The organism is Prevotella vespertina, assembly GCF_009728485.1.
Lineage (GTDB): Bacteria > Bacteroidota > Bacteroidia > Bacteroidales > Bacteroidaceae > Prevotella > Prevotella vespertina.
Window position 1 is genome coordinate 318,066 of record NZ_VVIQ01000003.1, and the last position, 20,863, is coordinate 338,928.

Consider the following 20,863-nt stretch of genomic DNA (forward strand, 5'->3'; position numbering starts at 1 on the left):
ATTTTGTTGGTGCTTACCTCATACGTGTTACGTATATAAGGAGCATAATAAAAAGGAAACCTAAAGTATTGACCAACATGGAAAAGATAATCCTTACAGCTTTATTGCTAGGTTTGTCTGCCTCTGGGTTACATGCTCAACAACCACAGACAGAACCTACCTTCACAGAATGGCACGACTTACAAACAAATGCCGTCAACCGATTTACAACGCACACTGACTTCTTTGCCTTCTCTCCATACGAAGGATTAGCATTGAAGAAGTATGATCGAAAACTCTCAACAAACTATCTCTCATTAGATGGAGACTGGAAGTTTAATTGGGTGGAACATGCTAATCAACGTCCAACTGACTTCTTTCGCACTGATTATGACGATTCGCAATGGAAGACCTTACATGTTCCTGGTATCTGGGAGATGAATGGTTATGGTGATCCCGTGTATGTGAACGTGGGTTTTGCATGGCGTGGTAACTTCAAGAATAACCCTCCTGAGGTTCCGATTCAGGATAACCACGTCGGCTCTTATCGCCGTACTATCACAATACCAGACACCTGGACAGGCAAACAAGTTATTGCTCACTTTGGTTCTGTAACCTCCTGTATCTATTTATGGGTCAATGGTAAGTTTGTTGGATATAGTGAAGACTCAAAGGTTGGACCTGAGTTTGACATCACAAAATACCTTAAGAAGGGTAAAAACCAGCTAGCTTTTCAAGTCTTCAGATGGTCAGATGGCAGTTATTGTGAGGATCAGGACTTCTGGAGACTTAGCGGTGTAGCACGTGAAAGTTACCTTTATGCACGTGATGCAAAGCAACACTTGGATGACATCCGTATTACTCCAGACCTCGTAAATGACTACAAGGATGGTACACTCAGCGTCAACCTTCAGCTTACAGGCAATACAAAAGCCTTCTTGGTATTGGAGGATACGGATAATAACCTTGTCTATAAGACGGTCGTAACGCCCAATAAAGCAGGGCAAGCAACGGCTTTGATGGAATTAAGAAACCCAAAGAAGTGGACGGCAGAGACACCTTATCTCTATAATCTCTATGTTCATGTAGAAGATGCCAAGACTGGTAAAGCCATTGAGACTATACCCCTCAAGGTAGGATTCCGTAAGGTGGAGATAAAGAACTCACAAGTTCTTGTCAACGGACAACCCATTCTCTTCAAGGGTGCTAACCGACATGAAATGGATCCAGATGGCGGTTATCTCGTTACACGTGAGCGTATGATACAGGACATCCAGATTATGAAACGTCTTAACATCAACGCTGTTCGCACCTGTCACTACCCTGACGACCCATTGTGGTATGACCTTTGTGATGAGTACGGACTATATGTTATAGCTGAAGCTAACCAAGAGAGTCATGGCTTCGGGTACGCTAAAGACGCTCCATCAGGTACTCCTCTCTTTGCGAAACAGATAATGGAACGCAATCAACACAATGTAGGAACTAAGTTCAACCACACTAGTATCGTCTTTTGGAGTTTAGGTAACGAGACGTGTTATAGTAAGAACTTTGACGATGCTTACGACTGGATAAAATCACAAGATCAGAGCCGTCCTGTGCAGTATGAACGGGCGGAGAAAGAGGGCTACGCAACAGACATCTTCTGTCCAATGTATTATTCTCCAAAGGACTGCGAAGCCTATTCTAAGGATCCAAACTATACACGTCCTCTGATTCAATGTGAGTATAACCACACTATGGGTAACTCGGGTGGTAACCTCAAAGAATACTGGGATTTGATTCGTAAATATCCTAAGTTTCAAGGTGGATTTGACTGGGACTTCGTTGATCAAGGTCTACATCGTACACCGCACTTCGACGCTTCTCGCACTACAAAAGACTATGAGCAATTAGCCAAAGAAGCGAATGTTGAAACGGAATATACCTATGGTGGCGATTACAACAAGCATGACCCTTCAGACAACAACTTCAACTGCAATGGTATCATCGGACCTGATCGTCAATACAACCCACATGCTTATGAACTTGCATACGAGTATCAGAATATTTGGGCAAAACCGATTGACTTGAAGCAAGGAAAGATACAAGTTCATAACGAATACTTCTTCCGTAACCTCAATAACTATCGAATGGAATGGTCATTGATGGACGAGGGGAAAGTTGTGAAACAGGGTACGATTGAAACGCTGGACATAGAACCACAGCAGTCTGCTACTTACACTCTTCCAATCAACGGACAGGACTTTGAAGGTGAAGGACTACTGAATATCGACTTTAAACTAAAGTCGGCAGAACCACTCATGGAGGCTGGTCAGACTGTAGCAAGTATGCAGATGGAGGTGAATCCATGGCAACCAATGCCCAAGATGGAGCCTGTTTCGACTGCAAAGGTTAAGGTTTCTGACAACGTAAAGGCTGGTGAGGTGAGCTTCACAAGTAAGGACTTTGAGATTGTATTCAGCCGTCAGACGGGTCTATTGACACGCTATGAAGTGGAAGGAAGAAACCTCTTGGGCGAAGGTGGAACACTAAAACCTAACTTCTGGAGAGCCGTTACAGATAATGATATGGGGGCTAACTTCCAAAACAAGCTAGCGGTATGGCACAATCCTAAGATGGACTTAAAGCAAGTCTCTGTAGAACCTGCAACAAGACAGCTAACAGCTGTTTATGATATGCCCGATGTAGCAGCAACATTACACCTTATATATAATGTAGCACAAGATGGGGCTCTTCATGTGAGCATGGAAATGCAAATGAAAGATGGTTCGAAGGCACCTATCCTACCCCGCTTTGGTGTGTTGATGCAATTACCTTACGACATGGATCAGTCCACTTACTATGGTCGTGGACCTATCGAGAACTATTCCGATCGTAAATACTCACAGCGAATAGGGCTCTACGAGCAATCTGCTGATCAGCAATTCTTCCCTTACATTCGCCCTCAAGAGACGGGTACAAAGAGTGACATAAGATGGTGGAAGCAGACAGATAACGATAAGTTTGGATTCAAAGTGTACTTCGACGAAGCTCCATTCTACGCCAGTGCGCTACATTACAACATAAGTGACTTGGATGAAGGAAAGGAGAAACACCAACGCCATAGTTACCAAGTTCCAACTTCAGAGTACACTAATCTCACCTTAGATGGTTATATGATGGGAGTCGGCGGAATCAACTCTTGGGGTGAAGAACCACTACCACAATACCAGTTACCAGCGGTAAATAGGGCTATACACTTTTGGATTCAACCATGTAAATAAGGCTCTTTGAAACTCCTCCCAACCTCCCTTAAGAAGAGGAGTTTCTAATGGAAACTAATAAGGGAGGGCTTTCTTTGTTTTGAAGAGAGCCTCCCCTCACATCAAAGAAACGCCTTTCTCCAATGGAGAAGGGCGTTTCTTTCTTTATTAACTATTGTCCGTTGCTAACAAGGCTGTGCTTCGTTACACTTTACACACACCTTTATCGCACTATTCCTCCTTATTCCCTTAATAACATCCCCTCCTTTCGGAGGGGGCTTGGGGAGGCTTTATCAGAGTGGAGAAAACTACATATCCTCCTGGAACAATGGGTCTTCTGGCACCACCATAATAGGTTTCTCTTGTGCAGCCTTCAGTACATTAGCAGGCACATACTTCGTATCAACTACCAGTCGGAACATATAGTCATTAAACCAAGGATTGGTCATTATCAAGTAACCATTCTGTCCGTAAGTAGCTCCCCAGGAGTTTTCTACCTTCCACTTCTTCGGTTGTCCCTGCTCGTCAAGGTCAACAGCTGTAAGTGTCATGGCATGTGTTGAACCGCTATCGAAGGTCGCAATGCGATCCGCCTTATCCATTGGGAAGGTCGTACCATACAATGTTCCGTAATCGTAGTTATCGGTATCGAGGTATCCACGAGTGCGATCCAACTGTTTGCCAACATCGTAACTACTATACATCTTAGTCGAATCCTTCAACGAAGCAATAGCCATTTTATCGATCTCCTCCATAGGTAGATTAACGTACTTCCAGTTATGTCCATCGTAAGTATGGCGGTCGTAATCAATCTCGTAAGTCTTATAATAAGGTCGACGAGGGTCATTCATCACCATAATAAACGTACCATTAAGAGGACCACCAACGGTCTCTTTATAGAATTCCTGCGGTGTATAAGTCTTCACCTTGCCCACTTGTTTACCATTCTTATCCTTGTAGGCATAGTTAAAAGACTTAACTGGTTCGCCAAGAGAAAGCGTCAAGATGTGATAGATAGTACCTAACATCTCTGTCTTACGAGACTTGATGCTCGCCTTCGATTTCTTATCTGCTACCATCTTACGAAGCTCCAATCCGAACTCACGTAACTTAGAAGCTATGATGCGAGACATACGTGAGGTGTTCTCTGCCGAGTACGTTTCTGGCATTATTTCCATCGGTACTACGCCATACTTCTCCACGAGGTCTGCAACTCCACAAAACGTCCCTCCGTCCCCAATGGGGTTCTTAAAAAAGAACTGAACACGTGGGTCGTCAATAGCTTTGTCAGCATTATCTATAACGCCCTGTAGCATTAGGTTGGCTTTTTCTAACTGGTCATAAAAGGAGAGATAGACATGCGAATACTCTACATGTAACGTATCCTTATGGGCACGAGCGAACTTAGAACGCAAGACATTAAGCCCCGTAAAGAGCCAACAACGCCCTGAGCTCTTTTGGTTCTGAATGTTTTGTTTAGGTGTTTCAACACTGAAATAGGTATCAATAGGACCTGCATTGCGAAAGTTTCGAGCCAAGTCATCAATCGAATTAGTGGCTATCGCATTGGATAAAGCACGGTCAGAAGCAGTCAAGCCAGACTTCTGGATCTGCTGTAACATCTGCTTATCAATACCTCCATCTTTGGTTTGTGCTTGTAGAGAAAACGCTATGCTCAATAGCCCACAAGCAATCAACATGTTTCTTTTCATCATTATTTATTGTATTGGTATAGGGTTATTACAATTCACAAAGATAGTACTTATTTCCCAAACCATCTATAAGAACAAATGGAAAAAAGCCTTGATTTTTTTGCAAAAAAATATTAATTCATTTGGAAGGAAGCGTTTTTTCAACTACATTTGCAGTGTATTATTAAAGTAGTACACCATTACATACAATCAAAACAAGCGTTTAAAGACATTTAAGACATAACCCCTTTAAAACAAGAAGGAACTATGATTCAAGTTAACAACCTCTCTTTCAGCTATCCAAGAAGCAAACACAAGGTGTTTGATGGGCTGAACTTAGAACTCAACGAGAGCCGTATTTATGGCTTATTAGGTAAGAATGGAATGGGAAAAAGTACCCTACTCTACCTCATTGCAGGCTTATTAAAGCCATCAAAGGGCACAGTGATTGTTGATGGATACACCGCTTCGCGGCGTTATCCAGCAATGTTACAAGAAATATACATCGTCCCTGAAGAGTATAACTTGCCTGACATGAGTCTCAAGAATTACTTAGCTGTACACGAGAAGTTCTATCCGAACTTCAGCAGACAGACCTTAGAAAAGTGCTTACAAGACTTTGAGATGCCCACAGATGTAGACATGAAGCAGCTCTCCATGGGGCAGAAAAAGAAGGTGTATATGAGTTTCGCACTTGCCACAGGATGCCGACTTCTATTGATGGATGAGCCTACCAATGGGCTTGACATCCCATCCAAAACACTCTTCCGAAAGGTTGTTGCAGGCAATATGGCTGATGATTCGTCATTGATAATATCAACTCATCAGGTGCATGATGTCGAACAGCTACTGGACTACATCATAATATTGGACAACTCACAAGTGCTCCTTAATGATTCAACGGAAGCTATTACTTCAAGGTTTCGATTCGATGTTCTCCAACCCAGCGAGATGGATAACTCGGTGCTTTATGCTGAACCTTCTCTACAAGGAAACAGCGTGATCTGTAAGCGTAAAGAGGGTGACAAGGAGACCTACATCAACTTAGAACTCTTATTCAATGCGGCAATTCAAGGTAAACTAAAGTAAATATAAAGGAGGACATCATTATGAAGAAACAATCCAACAAACGGATATCTACTATCCTAACCAGCCTTTTCTTGACTTTAACAATCATCACTCTGTGTTCGTGCATCACAAAGAAACCCGATTACGGACTGCCTACCAAGAAGGATATGAACGTCGAGGCGTTCCAGAATGTAGAGTTAGGAGGAAACGCAGAAGTATACTTCTTGCAAGGAAATAAGTATCAAGTAGAGATAAAAGGTAGGGAGAAACTACTCGAATATGTGGATATCAAGGTTAAAAATAATACCCTCATAATCCACGAGAGGAATCACCCTTCACCAAAAGGGATCATCTTCTTTAATAGTTCTAACGACGGAGCTGATATAATAAAGGTATATGTAACATGCCCACAACTCGTTAGAGTGGATCAAGGAGGTAACACATCCCTCACTTTCCAGGACTCTCTTCAGGTAGACAAACTGACACTTGACATTAGAGGTAACTCTTGCGTCAAACTCAACAAAGTGAAAGTCAGCGAGATGAACATGGATATCTCTGGTAATGCAGACGTTAACATTGCAAAGTTGACGGCACAGACAACAAAATTCAACATCAGTGGTAACGCCAGTGTAAACACCTACTTTGACCATTCCGACAGTGTGACACTCACCTTATCAGGCAATGCTGACATCACACTCAATGGTAACACACGTCAAAGCATACAACAACGAGTAACAGGAAATGCCTCTGTTACCGATAATACAAGTAGAACAAAATAAATAAAGAAAGGACTTATTAGTTATGAAAAAGTTCGATATTAACCGATTCGGAAGAGTACTCGCTCGACTCGTTCTCGTGCGCCGTCGCAAAATAATTAACCTATTCCTTGGGTTCCTCATTGCCTGCTTCATCTATATGATCTTACGTGTTTGTAACATCTTCACATGGCAGGCAAGCAGTACAGAACAGATACAAATAGATCTCATGGGAAGCGTTGATTTCGCCCTTACGATACTACCGGCTGCATTCTTCATCATGGGTACCTTTGTTATAAACGACCTCAAGTCGCGTCAGTCACGCATAAGTGAGATGATGCTACCAGCTACCAATGTAGAGAAGTTCGTGGCACGTGTAGTACTCGTGTCCATCGTCTTCCCCCTCATAGTTGTGGCTGCTTTCCTAACAGCTGACGTGTTACAACAAATTGTTTCCATGCTGGTTAATCATGGTGCAAGGGCTTCGATGACTACAATAGCAATAGACTTTCTCCAAACGACAAGCTCCCTTTCCCCTCTTTGGGTACAGTTAGAAGCAATCCTTCTCACCAATGCTTTCACCATATTAGGGGGTATGTTCTTCCGCAAAACAGCATGGTTGAAGACCATCATAAGCCTCGTTTTGATTCTCATGATAGTAGCTGGTTTAATGGCAGGTATCGGTTTTATGCTACTTGCTCACACCGACTATCAACTCTCAATACCGAATGACTTCTTCGGAGATATTACTGGGAACATCATCTGTTTGGCACTCACTATATTAATGTATTGGGCTGCTTACAAGTTATACACACGCTTGCAGGTTATCAACAATCGGTGGATTAACATATAACAAAGTATTAATGAGAGGATAAAAGATTATGACTTTCGAAAATAATAAGGCTATATACGAGCAGATGGCAGACCGCCTTTGCGATGAAATCATAGCCAAAACCTATAAAGCCGACGACCGAATCCCATCTGTAAGGGAGTATGCTGTCACCTTGCAAGTGAACACCAATACGGCGGTTAAGGCTTACGAACTATTGGCAAGAGAGCAGATTATCTATAACAAACGCGGTATGGGCTATTTCGTTTCGGCTGGTGCAAGGGAGCAAATCATGCTTGCACGACGTAAAACCTTTTGTCAGCAAACCCTTCCGTCATTGTTCCGTGAGATGCAGCTCTTGGGTATCACAATGGAAGAAGTGGTGCAGGAATATAAATCGAAGGCGCAGTCTTAAACGCTGCCCTTCCATCCTTTAAACTATTAAGGGAGCCGAAAGAATGAAAACAAGTGTGTAGTTTAGCCATAAGATATAAGTTTACTTGGATTCATTCTTTCTACTCCCTTAATACTTTCTAAGCCCTTACAAGAAACATAGTACACATTGATAAAAAACAAAGAGAGGCTCTTCTCAATTTGAAAAGGGCGTTTCTTTCATGCAAAGAGAGGCTCTTTTCATAGCGAAGAAACGCCCCCTTTATCCACTAACACATATTAGTAACATTCCCTTAGGTGGCACCCCTATTCTTTGGAGAGGCTTAGCGAGACAAGAAGAAGAAAGGAACTCTTACAGACCTAACCAACTGCACGACAGAAAGGATTCGTATTTTTTATGCGATAAGACTTGCATATATTGATTTTTTTTACGAATATTGCAAGCGAAAATAGTATCAACTGTAATTTACCAACAGCTTATTAACTAAAGAATAAATCTATGAAGAAAATCCTACTAAGCTTGTGTCTCTGCCTCATGGGAATGACAGTCTATGCACAACACTTTATCTCCGATGCAGCATTCAGACAGAAGGTGAACAATGCTTTCGACGCCAAAATGAAGTTGATTGGATCGAAGTTCTATGATACAAAAGGGCTATCGCCAACCATGGAGGAAGAGGAAGCCTTGCGCTTTCTTTATGCCTATATGCCGATTGCAGATGCGACTGATTACACCACAGCTTACCACTTACGTAATGTGCGAACTGCCCTCAAAACGAGAAAAGAGATGGCATGGGGAAAGAAGGTTCCAGAGCTTCTCTTTAGGCATTTCGTTCTACCGATGCGTGTGAACAACGAGCCTCTTGACAGCTCTCGCGCTATATTCTTTCAAGAACTGAAGGGGCGTGTTAAAGGGCTTTCTATGCAACAGGCAATATTGGAAGTGAACCACTGGTGCCATGAACATGTTACTTATGAACCTTCGGACGCACGCACTTCTTCACCACTGCAATCAATGCGGACAGGACGAGGACGATGTGGGGAAGAGAGTACTTACACGGTGAGTGCCTTGAGAGCCATTGGTATTCCGGCTCGCCAAGTATATACTCCTCGATGGGCACATACCGATGATAACCATGCGTGGGTAGAGGCTTGGGCAGACGGAAAGTGGTACTTCTTGGGGGCTTGTGAGCCTGAACCTGTATTGAATTTGGCATGGTTTAATGCACCGGCATCGCGTGCTATGCTCATGCACACACGTGCCTTTGGCGATTATGAAGGTCCAGAAGAGGTTATGCTACGCACAAATAACTTCACAGAAATCAATCTGATTGATAACTACGGGAGCACTGGTAGGATTGATTTCAGCGTTCTTGATGCTAAAGGGAAGCCCGTACAGGATGCGAAAGTGGACTTTAAAATATACAACTATGCCGAATATTACACTGCAGTTACCAAATACACCGATAAGAAAGGACAAACGTTTCTATCTGCAGGAAGGGGTGATATGCTTGTATGGGCGTCTAAGAACGGACATTACGGATATGCTAAAGTATCGTTTGGAAAGGACAAGAAGGTTGTTATAAGACTCTCTTATGATGATAAAAAGGCGGGGAAAGAGCAGGATATGGATATTATCCCACCTGTAGAGAAAGCTATTCTGCCTCCTGTAACAGATGCACAACGCAAGGAGAACGAGCGTAGATTAACGGAAGAAGATGCTAAACGCAATGCTTACATAGCGACATTCCCATCAGAGGAGAGCTTGAAAGATTATCCGATTAAGGCCGCTATACCTTATATAATAAGGTCACGTGGTAACTGGAGAACCATCAAAGAATTTGTTGAGAAGCACTCGGCAGATGAGAAACGGGCTATTGATCTGTTGGAATCACTTAGTTATAAGGATCTTCGAGATATGCCAATGGAGATATTGGAAGACCAGATGGCAGCAAAGAGTGACGAGTTATGCCCTCGTGTAGAGAGTGAAATGATCCTCAAACCATTTAAGGTTTTCTTTGAGAAAGCGTTTAGTAATGATGCTAAGAGGTTTAAAGAGAATCCTGCACTATTGGTGAATTGGGTGAGAACAAACATCAAATTGAATCCTGATAAGCACGCCATGAGAATCCCACAAACGCCTATCAGTACGTGGGAAAGTCGTGTGGCAGACGAGAGAAGTAGGAATATTTTCTTTGTGGATGTGGCTCGAAGCCTTGGTATTGAGGCTCAACAAGATGGCGTAACAGGGAAGGTTCAATACAAGAAAGATGGTCAGTGGGTTGATGTCGACTTTGAAACGACGCAACAACAAGTAGCTAAGACGGGGAAGTTGGTGCTTGACTATAAGCCAACGGAGTTCTTAGATGACCCGAAATATTATACCCACTTCACGATTAGTAAGATTGTGAATGGGCAGACCTTACTGATGAATTTCGATGAGTCAGCCGATGGTTCTACCTATGGAGCCACCTGGGCAAATGCGTTCAAGGATGGAGCAACACTGGACGAGGGCACTTACTTGCTCGTTACAGGGCAACGCATGGCAGACGGAAGTGTGATGGCTCATAACCGATTCTTCACTATCAAGCCAGGAACAACAACTCGAATCAACCTCATCATGCGTCAGGAAACGGAGGGAATAAAGGTGATTGGCAGCTTTAATAGCGAAGATCTCTTTGAGAAGGAGGGGCATAATGTGTCCTTACTAAGCCAGACGGGACGCGGTTATTACGTCCTCGGCATACTCGGTGTAGGGCAAGAACCAACGAACCATGCCCTCCATGACATCGCAAAAGTAAAGGAGAAGCTGGATAAATGGGGGCGTCCAATGGTATTGCTCTTCACAAGTGAGGAAGCAAAAGAGAAGTTCGATGCACAGAAGAGTGAGTTAGGTCAACTGCCAGAGAAGGTAATCTACGGTATAGATAAGAGTGGGGAGATTCTCAAGGAGATTGCCAAAGAGATGAAACTGCACAATACGAGTCAGCTACCAGTATTCATCATCGCTGACACCTTCAACCGAGTTGTATTCCTATCACAGGGTTACACCATCGGGTTGGGAGACCAGATTGTGAAGGTAAGTAATAAACTTTAGAATTGAGGAAAGGGCGTTTGACGATAGAAGGATATAAGTATTGAGATGTAAAAGTCCAATAACTCCAATTAACGGAACATTTGTCTTAACTCCCTTTCACTCCTTTCACTCCCTTAACTCCTCTATAATATGATGAAAGAAAACTATGAATTTGAAGTCTGCGCCAATAGTGTTGAGAGTTGTATAGAGGCTCAACGAGGTGGTGCCAATCGTGTGGAACTCTGCATGGGAATACCCGAAGGCGGTACAACTCCTTCTTATGGGGAGATAAAGATGGCACGAGATGTATTGAAAGAAACACGCTTGCACGTGATAATTCGCAATCGCGGAGGCGACTTCCTATACTCTGAAGCAGAGTTGGAACGCATGGCAATGGATATAGACTTGTGTAGACAACTCGGTGTGGATGGCGTTGTCTTTGGTTGTCTGACGGCTAATGGCGATATTGACAAGCATGCCAACCAATTATTGATGGAGCATGCTAAAGGAATGAATGTCACCTTTCATCGTGCTTTCGATTGTTGTCGAGATCCCGAGAAAGCCTTAGAAGAGATTATCGCAATGGGCTTTCATCGTATTCTCACGTCTGGTCAGCAACCCACGGCAGAGTTAGGTATTCCTTTACTAAGACGTTTGAATACACTTGCAAAGGATAGAATCATTATCATGGCAGGATGTGGAGTAACGGAAAAGAATATCTTTAAGATTCAAGAAGAGACACAGGTACGTGCCTTTCACTTCTCTGCTCGTGGGGAGAAACGCAGCGATATGCTTTATTCCAACCCTTCCATCTATATGGGGAGCAAAGGAGTTGATGAGAACATCATCATGCAGACTACCGAAAGGAGGGTACGAAATACGATTGAAAGTTTACTAAGAAAGTAAGTAAAGAAGATACTTCTAAAACAAAAAAGAGGCTTAATCCCATTTGGATTAAGCCTCTTTTATATATGTAGAAGATTATTGTGCCTGGTCAACAATAGCCTGCTTTATTAGTCCTTCTATCTCTTCTGCAAGCTCAGGATTATCCTTCAACATCGTCTTAGTGGCGTCACGTCCTTGTGCAAGTTTGGTTCCGTTATAACTAAACCAGCTACCACTCTTTTGAATAATATTGTATTGAACGCCCAAGTCAACTATCTCACCGATCTTTGAGATACCCTCACCAAAGGTGATTTCAAACTCTGCCTTACGGAAAGGAGGAGCCACCTTATTCTTAACAATCTTAACACGAACCTGGTTACCAATTACCTGATCACCATTCTTGATACTAGTAACACGGCGGATATCAAGGCGTACGGAACTATAGAACTTCAATGCGTTACCACCCGTAGTGGTCTCTGGGTTACCAAACATCACACCTATCTTCTCACGCAACTGATTGATGAATATACAGCAAGTGTTGGTCTTTGAGATAGTAGAAGTGAGCTTACGCAATGCCTGACTCATCAATCGTGCTTGCAAACCAACAGCCGAGTCGCCCATATCTCCTTCGATCTCTTTCTTAGGAGTAAGGGCTGCAACAGAGTCGACAACGAGAATATCTATAGCAGAAGAACGTATCAATTGATCTGCTATCTCTAATGCTTGTTCACCATTATCAGGCTGTGATATCCAAAGATTATCTACATCCACACCGAGCTTCTCAGCATAGAAACGATCGAAAGCGTGCTCTGCATCAATGAAAGCAGCTATGCCCCCTTGCTTCTGTGCTTCGGCTATTGCATGGATAGCAAGCGTCGTCTTACCAGAAGACTCTGGTCCGTAAATCTCGATAATACGCCCACGAGGATAGCCACCAACGCCCAATGCTGTATCAAGAGCCACACTTCCTGTTGGTATAACATCAACATTCTCTATCTGTTCATCACCCATTCGCATGATAGAACCTTTACCAAAGTCTTTCTCTATCTTGGACATTGCGGCTTGCAATGCCTTTAGTTTTCCCTCGTTTGATTCTGACATAGTTATTTTATAATATTTAAGCCCCACCTCAACCCTCCCCAAGTGAGGGAGTTCGATTAGTTAGGAGGGATAAAGTTTACTATTTGTTTATTGATTTCACATTAAATAATCCACTTAGTTCTGCTTTACCTACCGATCTATACTCAAAACCTCGCAACAGAACTATTCAGTCCCCCCTCCCTTGGGGAGGGGAAAGGGGTGGGTTTATAACTCCAAATCCTTTCCAAATACTTCATGCCAAGGCAAGCCTTGCTTATTGAGTACCTCCAAGAATGGATCTGGATCAAAGTCTTCAACGTTCCATACACCTGGTTTGCGCCACAGTCCCTTGAAGAACATCATTGCACCAGCCATCGCAGGTACACCCGTGGTATAGCTGACACCTTGCATTCCCGTTTCGTTATAGGCATCTTGGTGCTTACAATTATTATAAATGTAATAGGTTTGCTCCTTTCCATCCTTAACTCCACGGATACGACAACCTATCGAAGTCTCACCATCATAATTCTCTCCTAGATCTTGTGGATTAGGCAGAACTGCTTTCAAGAACTGCAAAGGAACTATCTTCACCTTAGCTGTCTTACCAGAGCCATCAGCTAATGGTGCTTCATATTCTATCTCATCGATACGACTCATACCAAGATTCTGAATACAGTCCAAATAAGTAAGATATTGCTTACCGAATGTCATCCAGAAACGAGCACGCTTAATTGTTGGATAGTTCTTTACCAATGATTCCAATTCCTCATGGTGCATGAGATAAGAATCACGTGGACCAATATTTGGATAGGTTAAATCTTGATGCACAGCCAATGGTTCTGTCTCAATCCATTTACCATTCTCATAATAAAGACCCTTCTGAGTTATCTCACGGATATTAATTTCTGGATTGAAGTTCGTTGCAAATGCCTTGTGATGATTACCCGCATTACAATCAACGATATCAAGATAATGAATTTCGTCAAAATGATGTTTAGCAGCATACGCCGTATATGCCTGTGATACTCCTGGATCGAAACCACAACCAAGGATAGCTGTCAGTCCAGCCTTCTCGAACTTATCCTTATAAGCCCATTGCCAACTATATTCGAAGTGTGCCTCGTCCTTTGGTTCGTAATTAGCTGTATCCAAATAATTACAACCGCAAGCCAAACAAGCATCCATGATTGTCAAATCTTGATATGGCAAAGCTAAATTAATAACCAGCTCTGGCTTAAAATCATTAAACAATGCTTTCAATTGCTCAACATCATCTGCATCAACCTGTGCTGTCTTGATATCAGCTTTATAACCTTTATCATGAATTGCCTTAACTAACTCATCACATTTTTCCTTGCGACGGCTAGCAATCATAAATTCAGTAAACACGTCCTGATTCTGGACAATCTTAAAAGCAGCTACAGTAGCAACGCCACCTGCACCTATCATTAATACTTTTCCCATATTATCTTATTATTATTTTATCTTACTTTCAATTTCTGGGGAGGAGATCCCCATTGCGTTTAGTATCGAATAACCCAATATCGCTTGCTTGAAGTTGCCACCTTCTAAAGGTTGCATTGCAAATAATGTGATATGCTTTAACTCATCATCCACATCATTTAATGTATTTCTAATAGAGCGAAGCAGCGAATCCTCCTCAGCATTCGGAACAATCATAATCCGTTTTACCTCTTCATGAATACAAAGCGTCTTGAGAAGATCAAGCAAAACAGCATCTTTCGCAGTATTTTCATCACCGCAAGCAATACTATTTATAATAAACTCACCGAAACGCTCGTCCATAAAAGCCTGACCATTGAGTTCCTTATCATAATCGGAAGGAGCAAAATTCTCTAGTTTCTGATTCTTTTTATCATGCAAAAGAATCACTTGTGTCTCATGAGCCCCTGGTTTCAACCTACCATCAAGCGCAACATCTACCGCCCACTGACTAAAATCAGCAGCAGGAATACGACGATCTAACATGCGCTCAAAGTTTACAATAATATCAAAAGCCACATGATCAATATAATCACCATCAACAATGATGATGTTTTCACTCCACTTAATATTCTGTGCTTCTTGTGTATTCATAGCCACAAAGATACACTAAATCAAGCGAAATGCAAAATAATAGTATGACTTTGTTATCTTTACATTCTCTGCGTAACAAACAAAAAGAGCCCCACAGCTAAAAGTACTAACAAAAAAGGAATCCACATAGACATCTTAATAAAATGGGCAGAACACAATGTCACATACAACAATATCAATAGGATAATAAGCGTAATCATTCTCAGAGCTTTTACAATACCATGATTTAATTTTCATCCTATAAAATTAAAAGAGATTATATTCCTGCATAACAAAAACCTTCTCACGAATACAAGAAAATGACATAAGAGAATTATAAATTGTAAAATTAAATACAAAATCACAAACTAATAAATCCTGCAAAACATCCTACAAACAACCCACTCCTTAGTAAGATTATAAAACATTGATTATTAGTGTTATAACCAAACATCAAAACTACTCAAAAAAAAGTACTATCGTTTCACAGAAAAAGTACTATCGTTTTGAGAAAAAAGTAGTATCGTTTTTATGAAAAAGTTCTATCGTTTTACTAAAAAAGTTCTATCATTTTTTTTAACCAATATATCGAAAAGAAAACGTAAAATTAATTCAAAAAAATCTGTGATTATATTTGCAATCTTCAAATATAATGTTTATCTTTGTTGCAGACTATAGGAGGATAACACCGTGAAGAGTACGGAAAAACACGACCCTATTGGTCTACAAACTTAAACAATAAAAAAAGAGTATGAACTATTCACTGAACAAACGCACAATGAGCGTTGGCCCCAAAAAGGGCGAGGAAGTTTTCGTGGCAAGTGCTGTTTGCCAAAAACATCGTATTTCATTTGACGAGCTTTGCGAGCGCATGGCGGACGATTCAACAGTAGGACAAGCTGATGTCGCAGCTGTTTTCTATCGACTCCGTAAGGTGCTAAATCAACTTTGCTCTCATGGTTTCATCGTGGATGGTGGTCCGTTAGGAACATTCCGACCTACCTTTACATCCAAAGCCGTGAGCAAAGAAGAGGATTTCAAACCTGCAGAATGTATTTCGCGAACCCAAATCATCTTTACTCCTACTGCCGATTTCCGCCAACTAAAGGATGTTGAGTTCTTCCGTGTGGCTAAGCAGGAGAGAAAGGGTACGAAGAAAAAGAAAACGACTAAGGACTCTGAACCTTCTGGACCAACTACTGTTGGTTAATTCCCACGAACTAAAAGATTACTCCCCCTCTCCACTTCGGTTGGAGAGGGGGAGTTTTCATTAAAAATCCCATTAGCTTATCTCGCAATAAAGCTAATGGGATTATTATTTTTACTTGACTTATCTTGAAGCAATAGGCTTTAGATATTCAATAACTCTATTACCTTTTCAACAGCAGCACTGATACCATCGGTATCTTTACCACCTGCTTGTGCATAATGTGGCTGACCGCCACCGCCACCCTTAATGAGTTTGGCTGCTTCACGAATTACTTTTCCTGCATTTAAGTCGTGCTCTTTCACCATATCATCACTGAGCATGATTGAAAGCTGTGGACGATTCTCATGTACGGAACCTAATACGCAAACGAGATTCTCTGGTAATGCTTCACGAACCTTGAAGACAATATCCTTAGCAGAAGCAGGATCTACTGGGAGCACTGCCTTAACAACATGTACACCATTCACTGTTTCTGCACGTTCTACCAATGATTTCGCTGCACGGTCAACTGCTTGCGCACGGAAACGCTCAACTTCCTTCTTCATTGCATCATTCTCTTCAACGAACTTGGTGAGAACTGCCTTAAGATCCTTAGCATTGTTGAACATTGCCTTCAAGTCGCGCAAGGTATCTTCAAGTGCATAGATTGCATTCTCGCAAGTTTCGCCAGTCATTGCTTCAATACGACGAACGCCAGCAGCAACGCTACTTTCGCCTACAATCTTAAAGAAACCGATGCGACCCGTAGACTTAGCATGAATACCACCACAGAACTCGCAACTTGGACCGAAGCGTACAACACGAACCTTGTCGCCATATTTCTCACCAAAGAGAGCTACTGCACCCATTTCCTTTGCTTCCTCCATTGGTGTATCACGATGCTCGTCAAGAGGATAATCCTTACGAATCATCTCGTTGACAAGTTTCTCTACTTGACGAAGTTCCTCATCGGTTATCTTCTGGAAGTGAGAAACATCGAAACGGAGCGTGTCAGGACTTACGTAAGAACCTTTCTGCTCGGCATGCTCACCAAGAACTTGCTTCAAAGCATAATCAAGCAAGTGGGTTGCAGTATGATTAGCTGCCGACGCATCACGCTTATCTGTATCAATACATGCCATGAAATCTGCCTCAACATCCTTTGGCAATTCCTTAACAATATGGATGCTCTGGTTGTTCTCACGCTTGGTATCAATGACATTGATCGTCTCATCCTCGTTGACAAGCACACCTTGATCGCCTACCTGTCCACCCATCTCACCATAGAATGGGGTATAATCGAGTACAATCTCATAGAAACTATTCTTCTTCTGTGTCACCTTACGATAACGGAGAATATGACATTCGTACTCTGTATAATCGTAACCAACGAATTCCTGTTCGCCTTCACGTACAATCTCCCAGTCACCATTCTCAACAACAGCAGCATTGCGAGCACGTGCCTTCTGCTGTTCCATCTCTTCATTGAATTGCTTCTCATCAACGGTATAACCATTCTCACCGCAGATAAGTTCGGTCAAGTCGAGTGGGAAACCGTATGTATCAAACAAGCGGAAGGCCTCCTTACCATCAAGCTCGGTCTTGCCATGTGCCTTCAATTCATCCATTGCACCATTGAGCAATGTGATACCCTTATCCAATGTGCGCAAGAAAGAATCTTCCTCTTCCTTCATCACCCGACCAATCAGTTCACGTTGTGCTGTAAGTTCAGGATAAGCAACGCCCATCTCATGTACCAAAACATTGATTAGCTTATACATGAAAGCCTCCTTCTGATCAAGGAAAGTGTAAGCATAACGCACAGCACGACGAAGGATACGGCGGATAACATAACCAGCCTTTGCATTGCTTGGCAACTGACCATCGGCAATAGAGAATGCAACGGCACGCAAGTGATCGGCAACAACACGCATGGCGATGTCTACCTTCTGCTCGTCGTTGATACCTTCACCATTAGGACCTTCTGGGAAAGTGTGGTTATACTTCTTACCAGAGAGGCGTTCGATCTCTTCTATTACTGGTGTGAAGATATCGGTATCATAGTTAGAGTTCTTTCCTTGCATCAAGCGAACCAAACGCTCGAAGCCCATACCCGTATCAATAACGTGCATCTTCAATGGCTCAAGGCTACCATCAGCTTTACGATTGAACTGCATGAAGACGATGTTCCATATCTCAATTACCTGTGGGTGATCCTTATTGACAAGTTCCTCTCCAGGCACCTTAGCTTTCTCTTCCTCTGAACGGAAGTCGATATGAATCTCCGAACAAGGACCGCAAGGACCTGTGTCACCCATTTCCCAGAAGTTATCATGCTTATTACCATTGACGATATGGTTCTTTGGGAAATGCTTCTCCCAGTAGTTTGCAGCCTCATCATCACGTGAGATACCTTCTGCCTTATCACCTTCAAAAACCGTTACATAAAGGTCCTTTGGATCAAGATGCAATACATCTACAAGATATTCATAAGCGTAATCAATAGCACCTTCCTTGAAGTAATCGCCAAAGCTCCAGTTACCCAACATCTCAAACATAGTATGGTGACTGAGAGCAGCATCACGCCCCACTTCTTCCAAGTCGTTATGCTTACCACTAACACGCAAACACTTCTGTGAGTCAGTACGTCGGCGTGGTTCTGGTTCCTTTGTTCCAAGGATAATATCTTTCCACTGGTTCATACCAGCATTCGTAAACATCAGCGTAGGGTCGTCCTTGATAACCATTGGGGCAGACGGTACGATAACATGTCCCTTCGACTCAAAGAACTTCAAATAGGAGTCGCGGATTTCATTTGCTGTCATCATCTTTATTATATATTTAATTCAATTTTCTACCTAAAAGTGTTGCAAAGATACTGACTTTTGCGTATTTTTGCAAGCAATTAAGCTGCTGAATACACAAAATCTTATTTACCATCGTGGGAGTGTAAAGGTGTTTCATCAGCATAACCACATAAACAACTGAATTAAAAGAAACGAGATATGGCAGAGAATCCGCATAAATTGTATTATTCAATAAAGGAAGTAGCGCAACAAATAAACGTTTCGGAGAGTCTGCTGAGATATTGGGAGACTGAGTTTCCACACCTTCGTCCTAAGACAACAGGCAACCGTGTGCGCCAATATACAGAGAAAGATATCGAACAAATAAAGGTTATCTACAACCTTGTGAAGGTGCGTGGTTTCAAGATTGCAGCTGCCCGCAAGATGTTACAAGAGAACCGCAATGGTGTTGAAAAGAGTCAGAAGGTTATGGAAACGCTCTTCTCTGTTCGCGACCAACTGAAGGACTTGAAGAAACAACTCGATGGCTTGGTGTAAAGTCAGCCATACCTGAAAGGCATAGTCCTTATTCGTTCTGAAAGAAATACTCATATACAGCATAGGGACAGACGATTTCGTCTGTCCCTATGACGTTTGTAACCCAACTATGTGAACGCTCTCTTACTTCTTCCTCGACAATGAGGCACGCTTCACTTCAAAGTCGGCTGTGGTATTATTATCGTCTACATACTTCTTTCCATCCCACTTCCTTTGCAATGAAAGACCAGAATAAATGGGGTAATCGCCCTTCTTCATACTTGAGAAAGACACATCTGTCACGGCATTATAACCACGGTCGAGCTTGCTGGGGCGCATTTGGAACATACGACGAGGACAAATCGTTATACAATCAATGACGCTCTCAAACGGAACCTCTATCGCATAGAAATCGCCGTGAGCACTACTGGTGACGGTGATATAATGCAGATAACCTTTGCTATCCTTTGTTTCGGCATAGTTCTTCTTGAATTCCTCTGGTGTCCAAGGGAGTTTTATCAAGGCTATACCGTTGCTTTCAGACACACGAGAGAAGTCATAAGAAGATCCGATATTACCGCTGGCGTCGGTAGATGTGAGGATAGCACACATATCAGGTACGTTCGGATTGTTCTTCTGTCCGGGGTCATAGTTGATGTTTGTCCATTCAAAGTCGGCTTTACTCAAGTCCAGGAAGTCATCCAGCCCACCATACATACTCAAGTCCTCACCTTCCAGTTCTGACTCAAACTGCGCCTTATGGTCAATCGCATACTTAGCCACAATGATGGTCTGACCAGGCTTTACGGGATAATCCGCACCCTTACCAGGGAAATAAGATATGCCCGATGCACCATAATAACGATTGACAAAGTCGTCTTTCGGAGCAAACTGAATCGCCCTACTAGGGTCGATGGCATTGACACACAACGCCAGTCCGTCCAAATACTTCACCTCATTGGTCGGATTAAAGATAGCGATGTATTGGTCATCATTATACATTTGATTCTGATTCTTCATACCCCATGCCCTGACATCACGATACCAGTAATGCCCAACGTAAAACACTTCTTTTATGATCAGATGGTCTAACTTCGTCTTAGAAGTAGACTGTTTCACCGGCATTTCATTACGTGTACAGCTGCCGAAACATGTGAGTATCAGGCTCAACAGCAGGTAGGTTATTATCTTCTTATGTATCATCTCACTCAATTATCTTATCTGTTTATACTCTTTAAATATATTGTTTGCAACATTACCAGCGAATGGTACTT

15 protein-coding genes are annotated in these 20,863 nt (G+C 42.4%); 9 read left to right on the forward strand and 6 right to left on the reverse strand.

Annotated elements, in window-relative coordinates:
- Nucleotides 1-77 precede the first annotated feature (77 nt).
- The gene (locus tag F0475_RS04680) at nucleotides 78-3,245 is read left to right on the forward strand and encodes a glycoside hydrolase family 2 TIM barrel-domain containing protein (protein ID WP_155715688.1); all 3,168 of its coding nucleotides are present in this window, start codon (nucleotides 78-80) and stop codon (nucleotides 3,243-3,245) included.
- Between the two features lie 287 nt (nucleotides 3,246-3,532).
- Here the strand turns inward: F0475_RS04680 and F0475_RS04685 are convergent, their stop codons facing one another.
- Nucleotides 3,533-4,936 carry a C1 family peptidase gene (locus F0475_RS04685; RefSeq protein ID WP_155715714.1) on the reverse strand — a complete coding sequence of 468 codons (1,404 nt, stop codon included), beginning with the start codon at nucleotides 4,934-4,936 and terminating at the stop codon, nucleotides 3,533-3,535.
- Nucleotides 4,937-5,182: 246 nt separating this feature from the next.
- Here F0475_RS04685 and F0475_RS04695 point away from each other — a divergent pair, with 246 nt between their 5' ends.
- The 6 genes from F0475_RS04695 to F0475_RS04720 all read left to right on the forward strand — a co-directional run bounded on the left by F0475_RS04695 (nucleotide 5,183) and on the right by F0475_RS04720 (nucleotide 11,942).
- The gene (locus F0475_RS04695; RefSeq protein WP_009435401.1) at nucleotides 5,183-6,004 is read left to right on the forward strand and encodes an ABC transporter ATP-binding protein; all 822 of its coding nucleotides are present in this window, start codon (nucleotides 5,183-5,185) and stop codon (nucleotides 6,002-6,004) included.
- A gap of 20 nt (nucleotides 6,005-6,024) precedes the next feature.
- On the forward strand, nucleotides 6,025-6,762 hold the full coding sequence (locus F0475_RS04700; RefSeq protein WP_155715690.1) for a GIN domain-containing protein: 738 nt from the start codon (nucleotides 6,025-6,027) through the stop codon (nucleotides 6,760-6,762).
- A gap of 22 nt (nucleotides 6,763-6,784) precedes the next feature.
- Entirely contained in the window at nucleotides 6,785-7,591 is an 807-nt protein-coding gene (locus F0475_RS04705) for a hypothetical protein (protein ID WP_155715691.1), read from the forward strand.
- A gap of 28 nt (nucleotides 7,592-7,619) precedes the next feature.
- Nucleotides 7,620-7,982: a GntR family transcriptional regulator gene (locus F0475_RS04710; RefSeq protein ID WP_009435364.1), complete on the forward strand. Its 363-nt coding sequence runs from the start codon at nucleotides 7,620-7,622 to the stop codon at nucleotides 7,980-7,982.
- A 477-nt stretch (nucleotides 7,983-8,459) separates the two neighbouring features.
- Entirely contained in the window at nucleotides 8,460-11,057 is a 2,598-nt protein-coding gene (locus F0475_RS04715; protein WP_155715692.1) for a transglutaminase-like domain-containing protein, read from the forward strand.
- A gap of 129 nt (nucleotides 11,058-11,186) precedes the next feature.
- A complete protein-coding gene (locus F0475_RS04720; RefSeq protein WP_155715693.1) occupies nucleotides 11,187-11,942 on the forward strand; it encodes a copper homeostasis protein CutC in 756 nt (251 codons plus the stop codon).
- A 75-nt stretch (nucleotides 11,943-12,017) separates the two neighbouring features.
- On the opposite strand, the gene recA is transcribed toward F0475_RS04720, so the two are convergent.
- From recA to F0475_RS04735, 3 genes are all read right to left on the reverse strand, one after another.
- Nucleotides 12,018-13,022 carry a recombinase RecA gene (gene recA / locus F0475_RS04725; RefSeq protein ID WP_009435396.1) on the reverse strand — a complete coding sequence of 335 codons (1,005 nt, stop codon included), beginning with the start codon at nucleotides 13,020-13,022 and terminating at the stop codon, nucleotides 12,018-12,020.
- Nucleotides 13,023-13,226: 204 nt separating this feature from the next.
- The gene (locus F0475_RS04730; RefSeq protein WP_155715694.1) at nucleotides 13,227-14,465 is read right to left on the reverse strand and encodes a saccharopine dehydrogenase family protein; all 1,239 of its coding nucleotides are present in this window, start codon (nucleotides 14,463-14,465) and stop codon (nucleotides 13,227-13,229) included.
- 12 nt (nucleotides 14,466-14,477) lie between these two features.
- On the reverse strand, nucleotides 14,478-15,098 hold the full coding sequence (locus tag F0475_RS04735; protein WP_155715695.1) for a DUF6621 family protein: 621 nt from the start codon (nucleotides 15,096-15,098) through the stop codon (nucleotides 14,478-14,480).
- A gap of 730 nt (nucleotides 15,099-15,828) precedes the next feature.
- On the opposite strand from F0475_RS04735, the gene F0475_RS04740 reads away from it, so the two are divergent.
- A complete protein-coding gene (locus tag F0475_RS04740; RefSeq protein WP_155715696.1) occupies nucleotides 15,829-16,287 on the forward strand; it encodes an HU family DNA-binding protein in 459 nt (152 codons plus the stop codon).
- Between the two features lie 140 nt (nucleotides 16,288-16,427).
- Here the strand turns inward: F0475_RS04740 and alaS are convergent, their stop codons facing one another.
- Nucleotides 16,428-19,094, reverse strand: a complete 2,667-nt coding sequence (alaS, locus tag F0475_RS04745) for an alanine--tRNA ligase (protein WP_155715697.1) — start codon at nucleotides 19,092-19,094, stop codon at nucleotides 16,428-16,430.
- 177 nt (nucleotides 19,095-19,271) lie between these two features.
- Here alaS and F0475_RS04750 point away from each other — a divergent pair, with 177 nt between their 5' ends.
- Complete coding sequence (locus F0475_RS04750; protein WP_009435381.1) at nucleotides 19,272-19,610, forward strand: MerR family transcriptional regulator; 339 nt, start codon at nucleotides 19,272-19,274, stop codon at nucleotides 19,608-19,610.
- 123 nt (nucleotides 19,611-19,733) lie between these two features.
- Here the strand turns inward: F0475_RS04750 and F0475_RS04755 are convergent, their stop codons facing one another.
- The gene (locus F0475_RS04755) at nucleotides 19,734-20,792 is read right to left on the reverse strand and encodes a DUF4876 domain-containing protein (protein WP_155715698.1); all 1,059 of its coding nucleotides are present in this window, start codon (nucleotides 20,790-20,792) and stop codon (nucleotides 19,734-19,736) included.
- Nucleotides 20,793-20,863 lie beyond the last annotated feature (71 nt).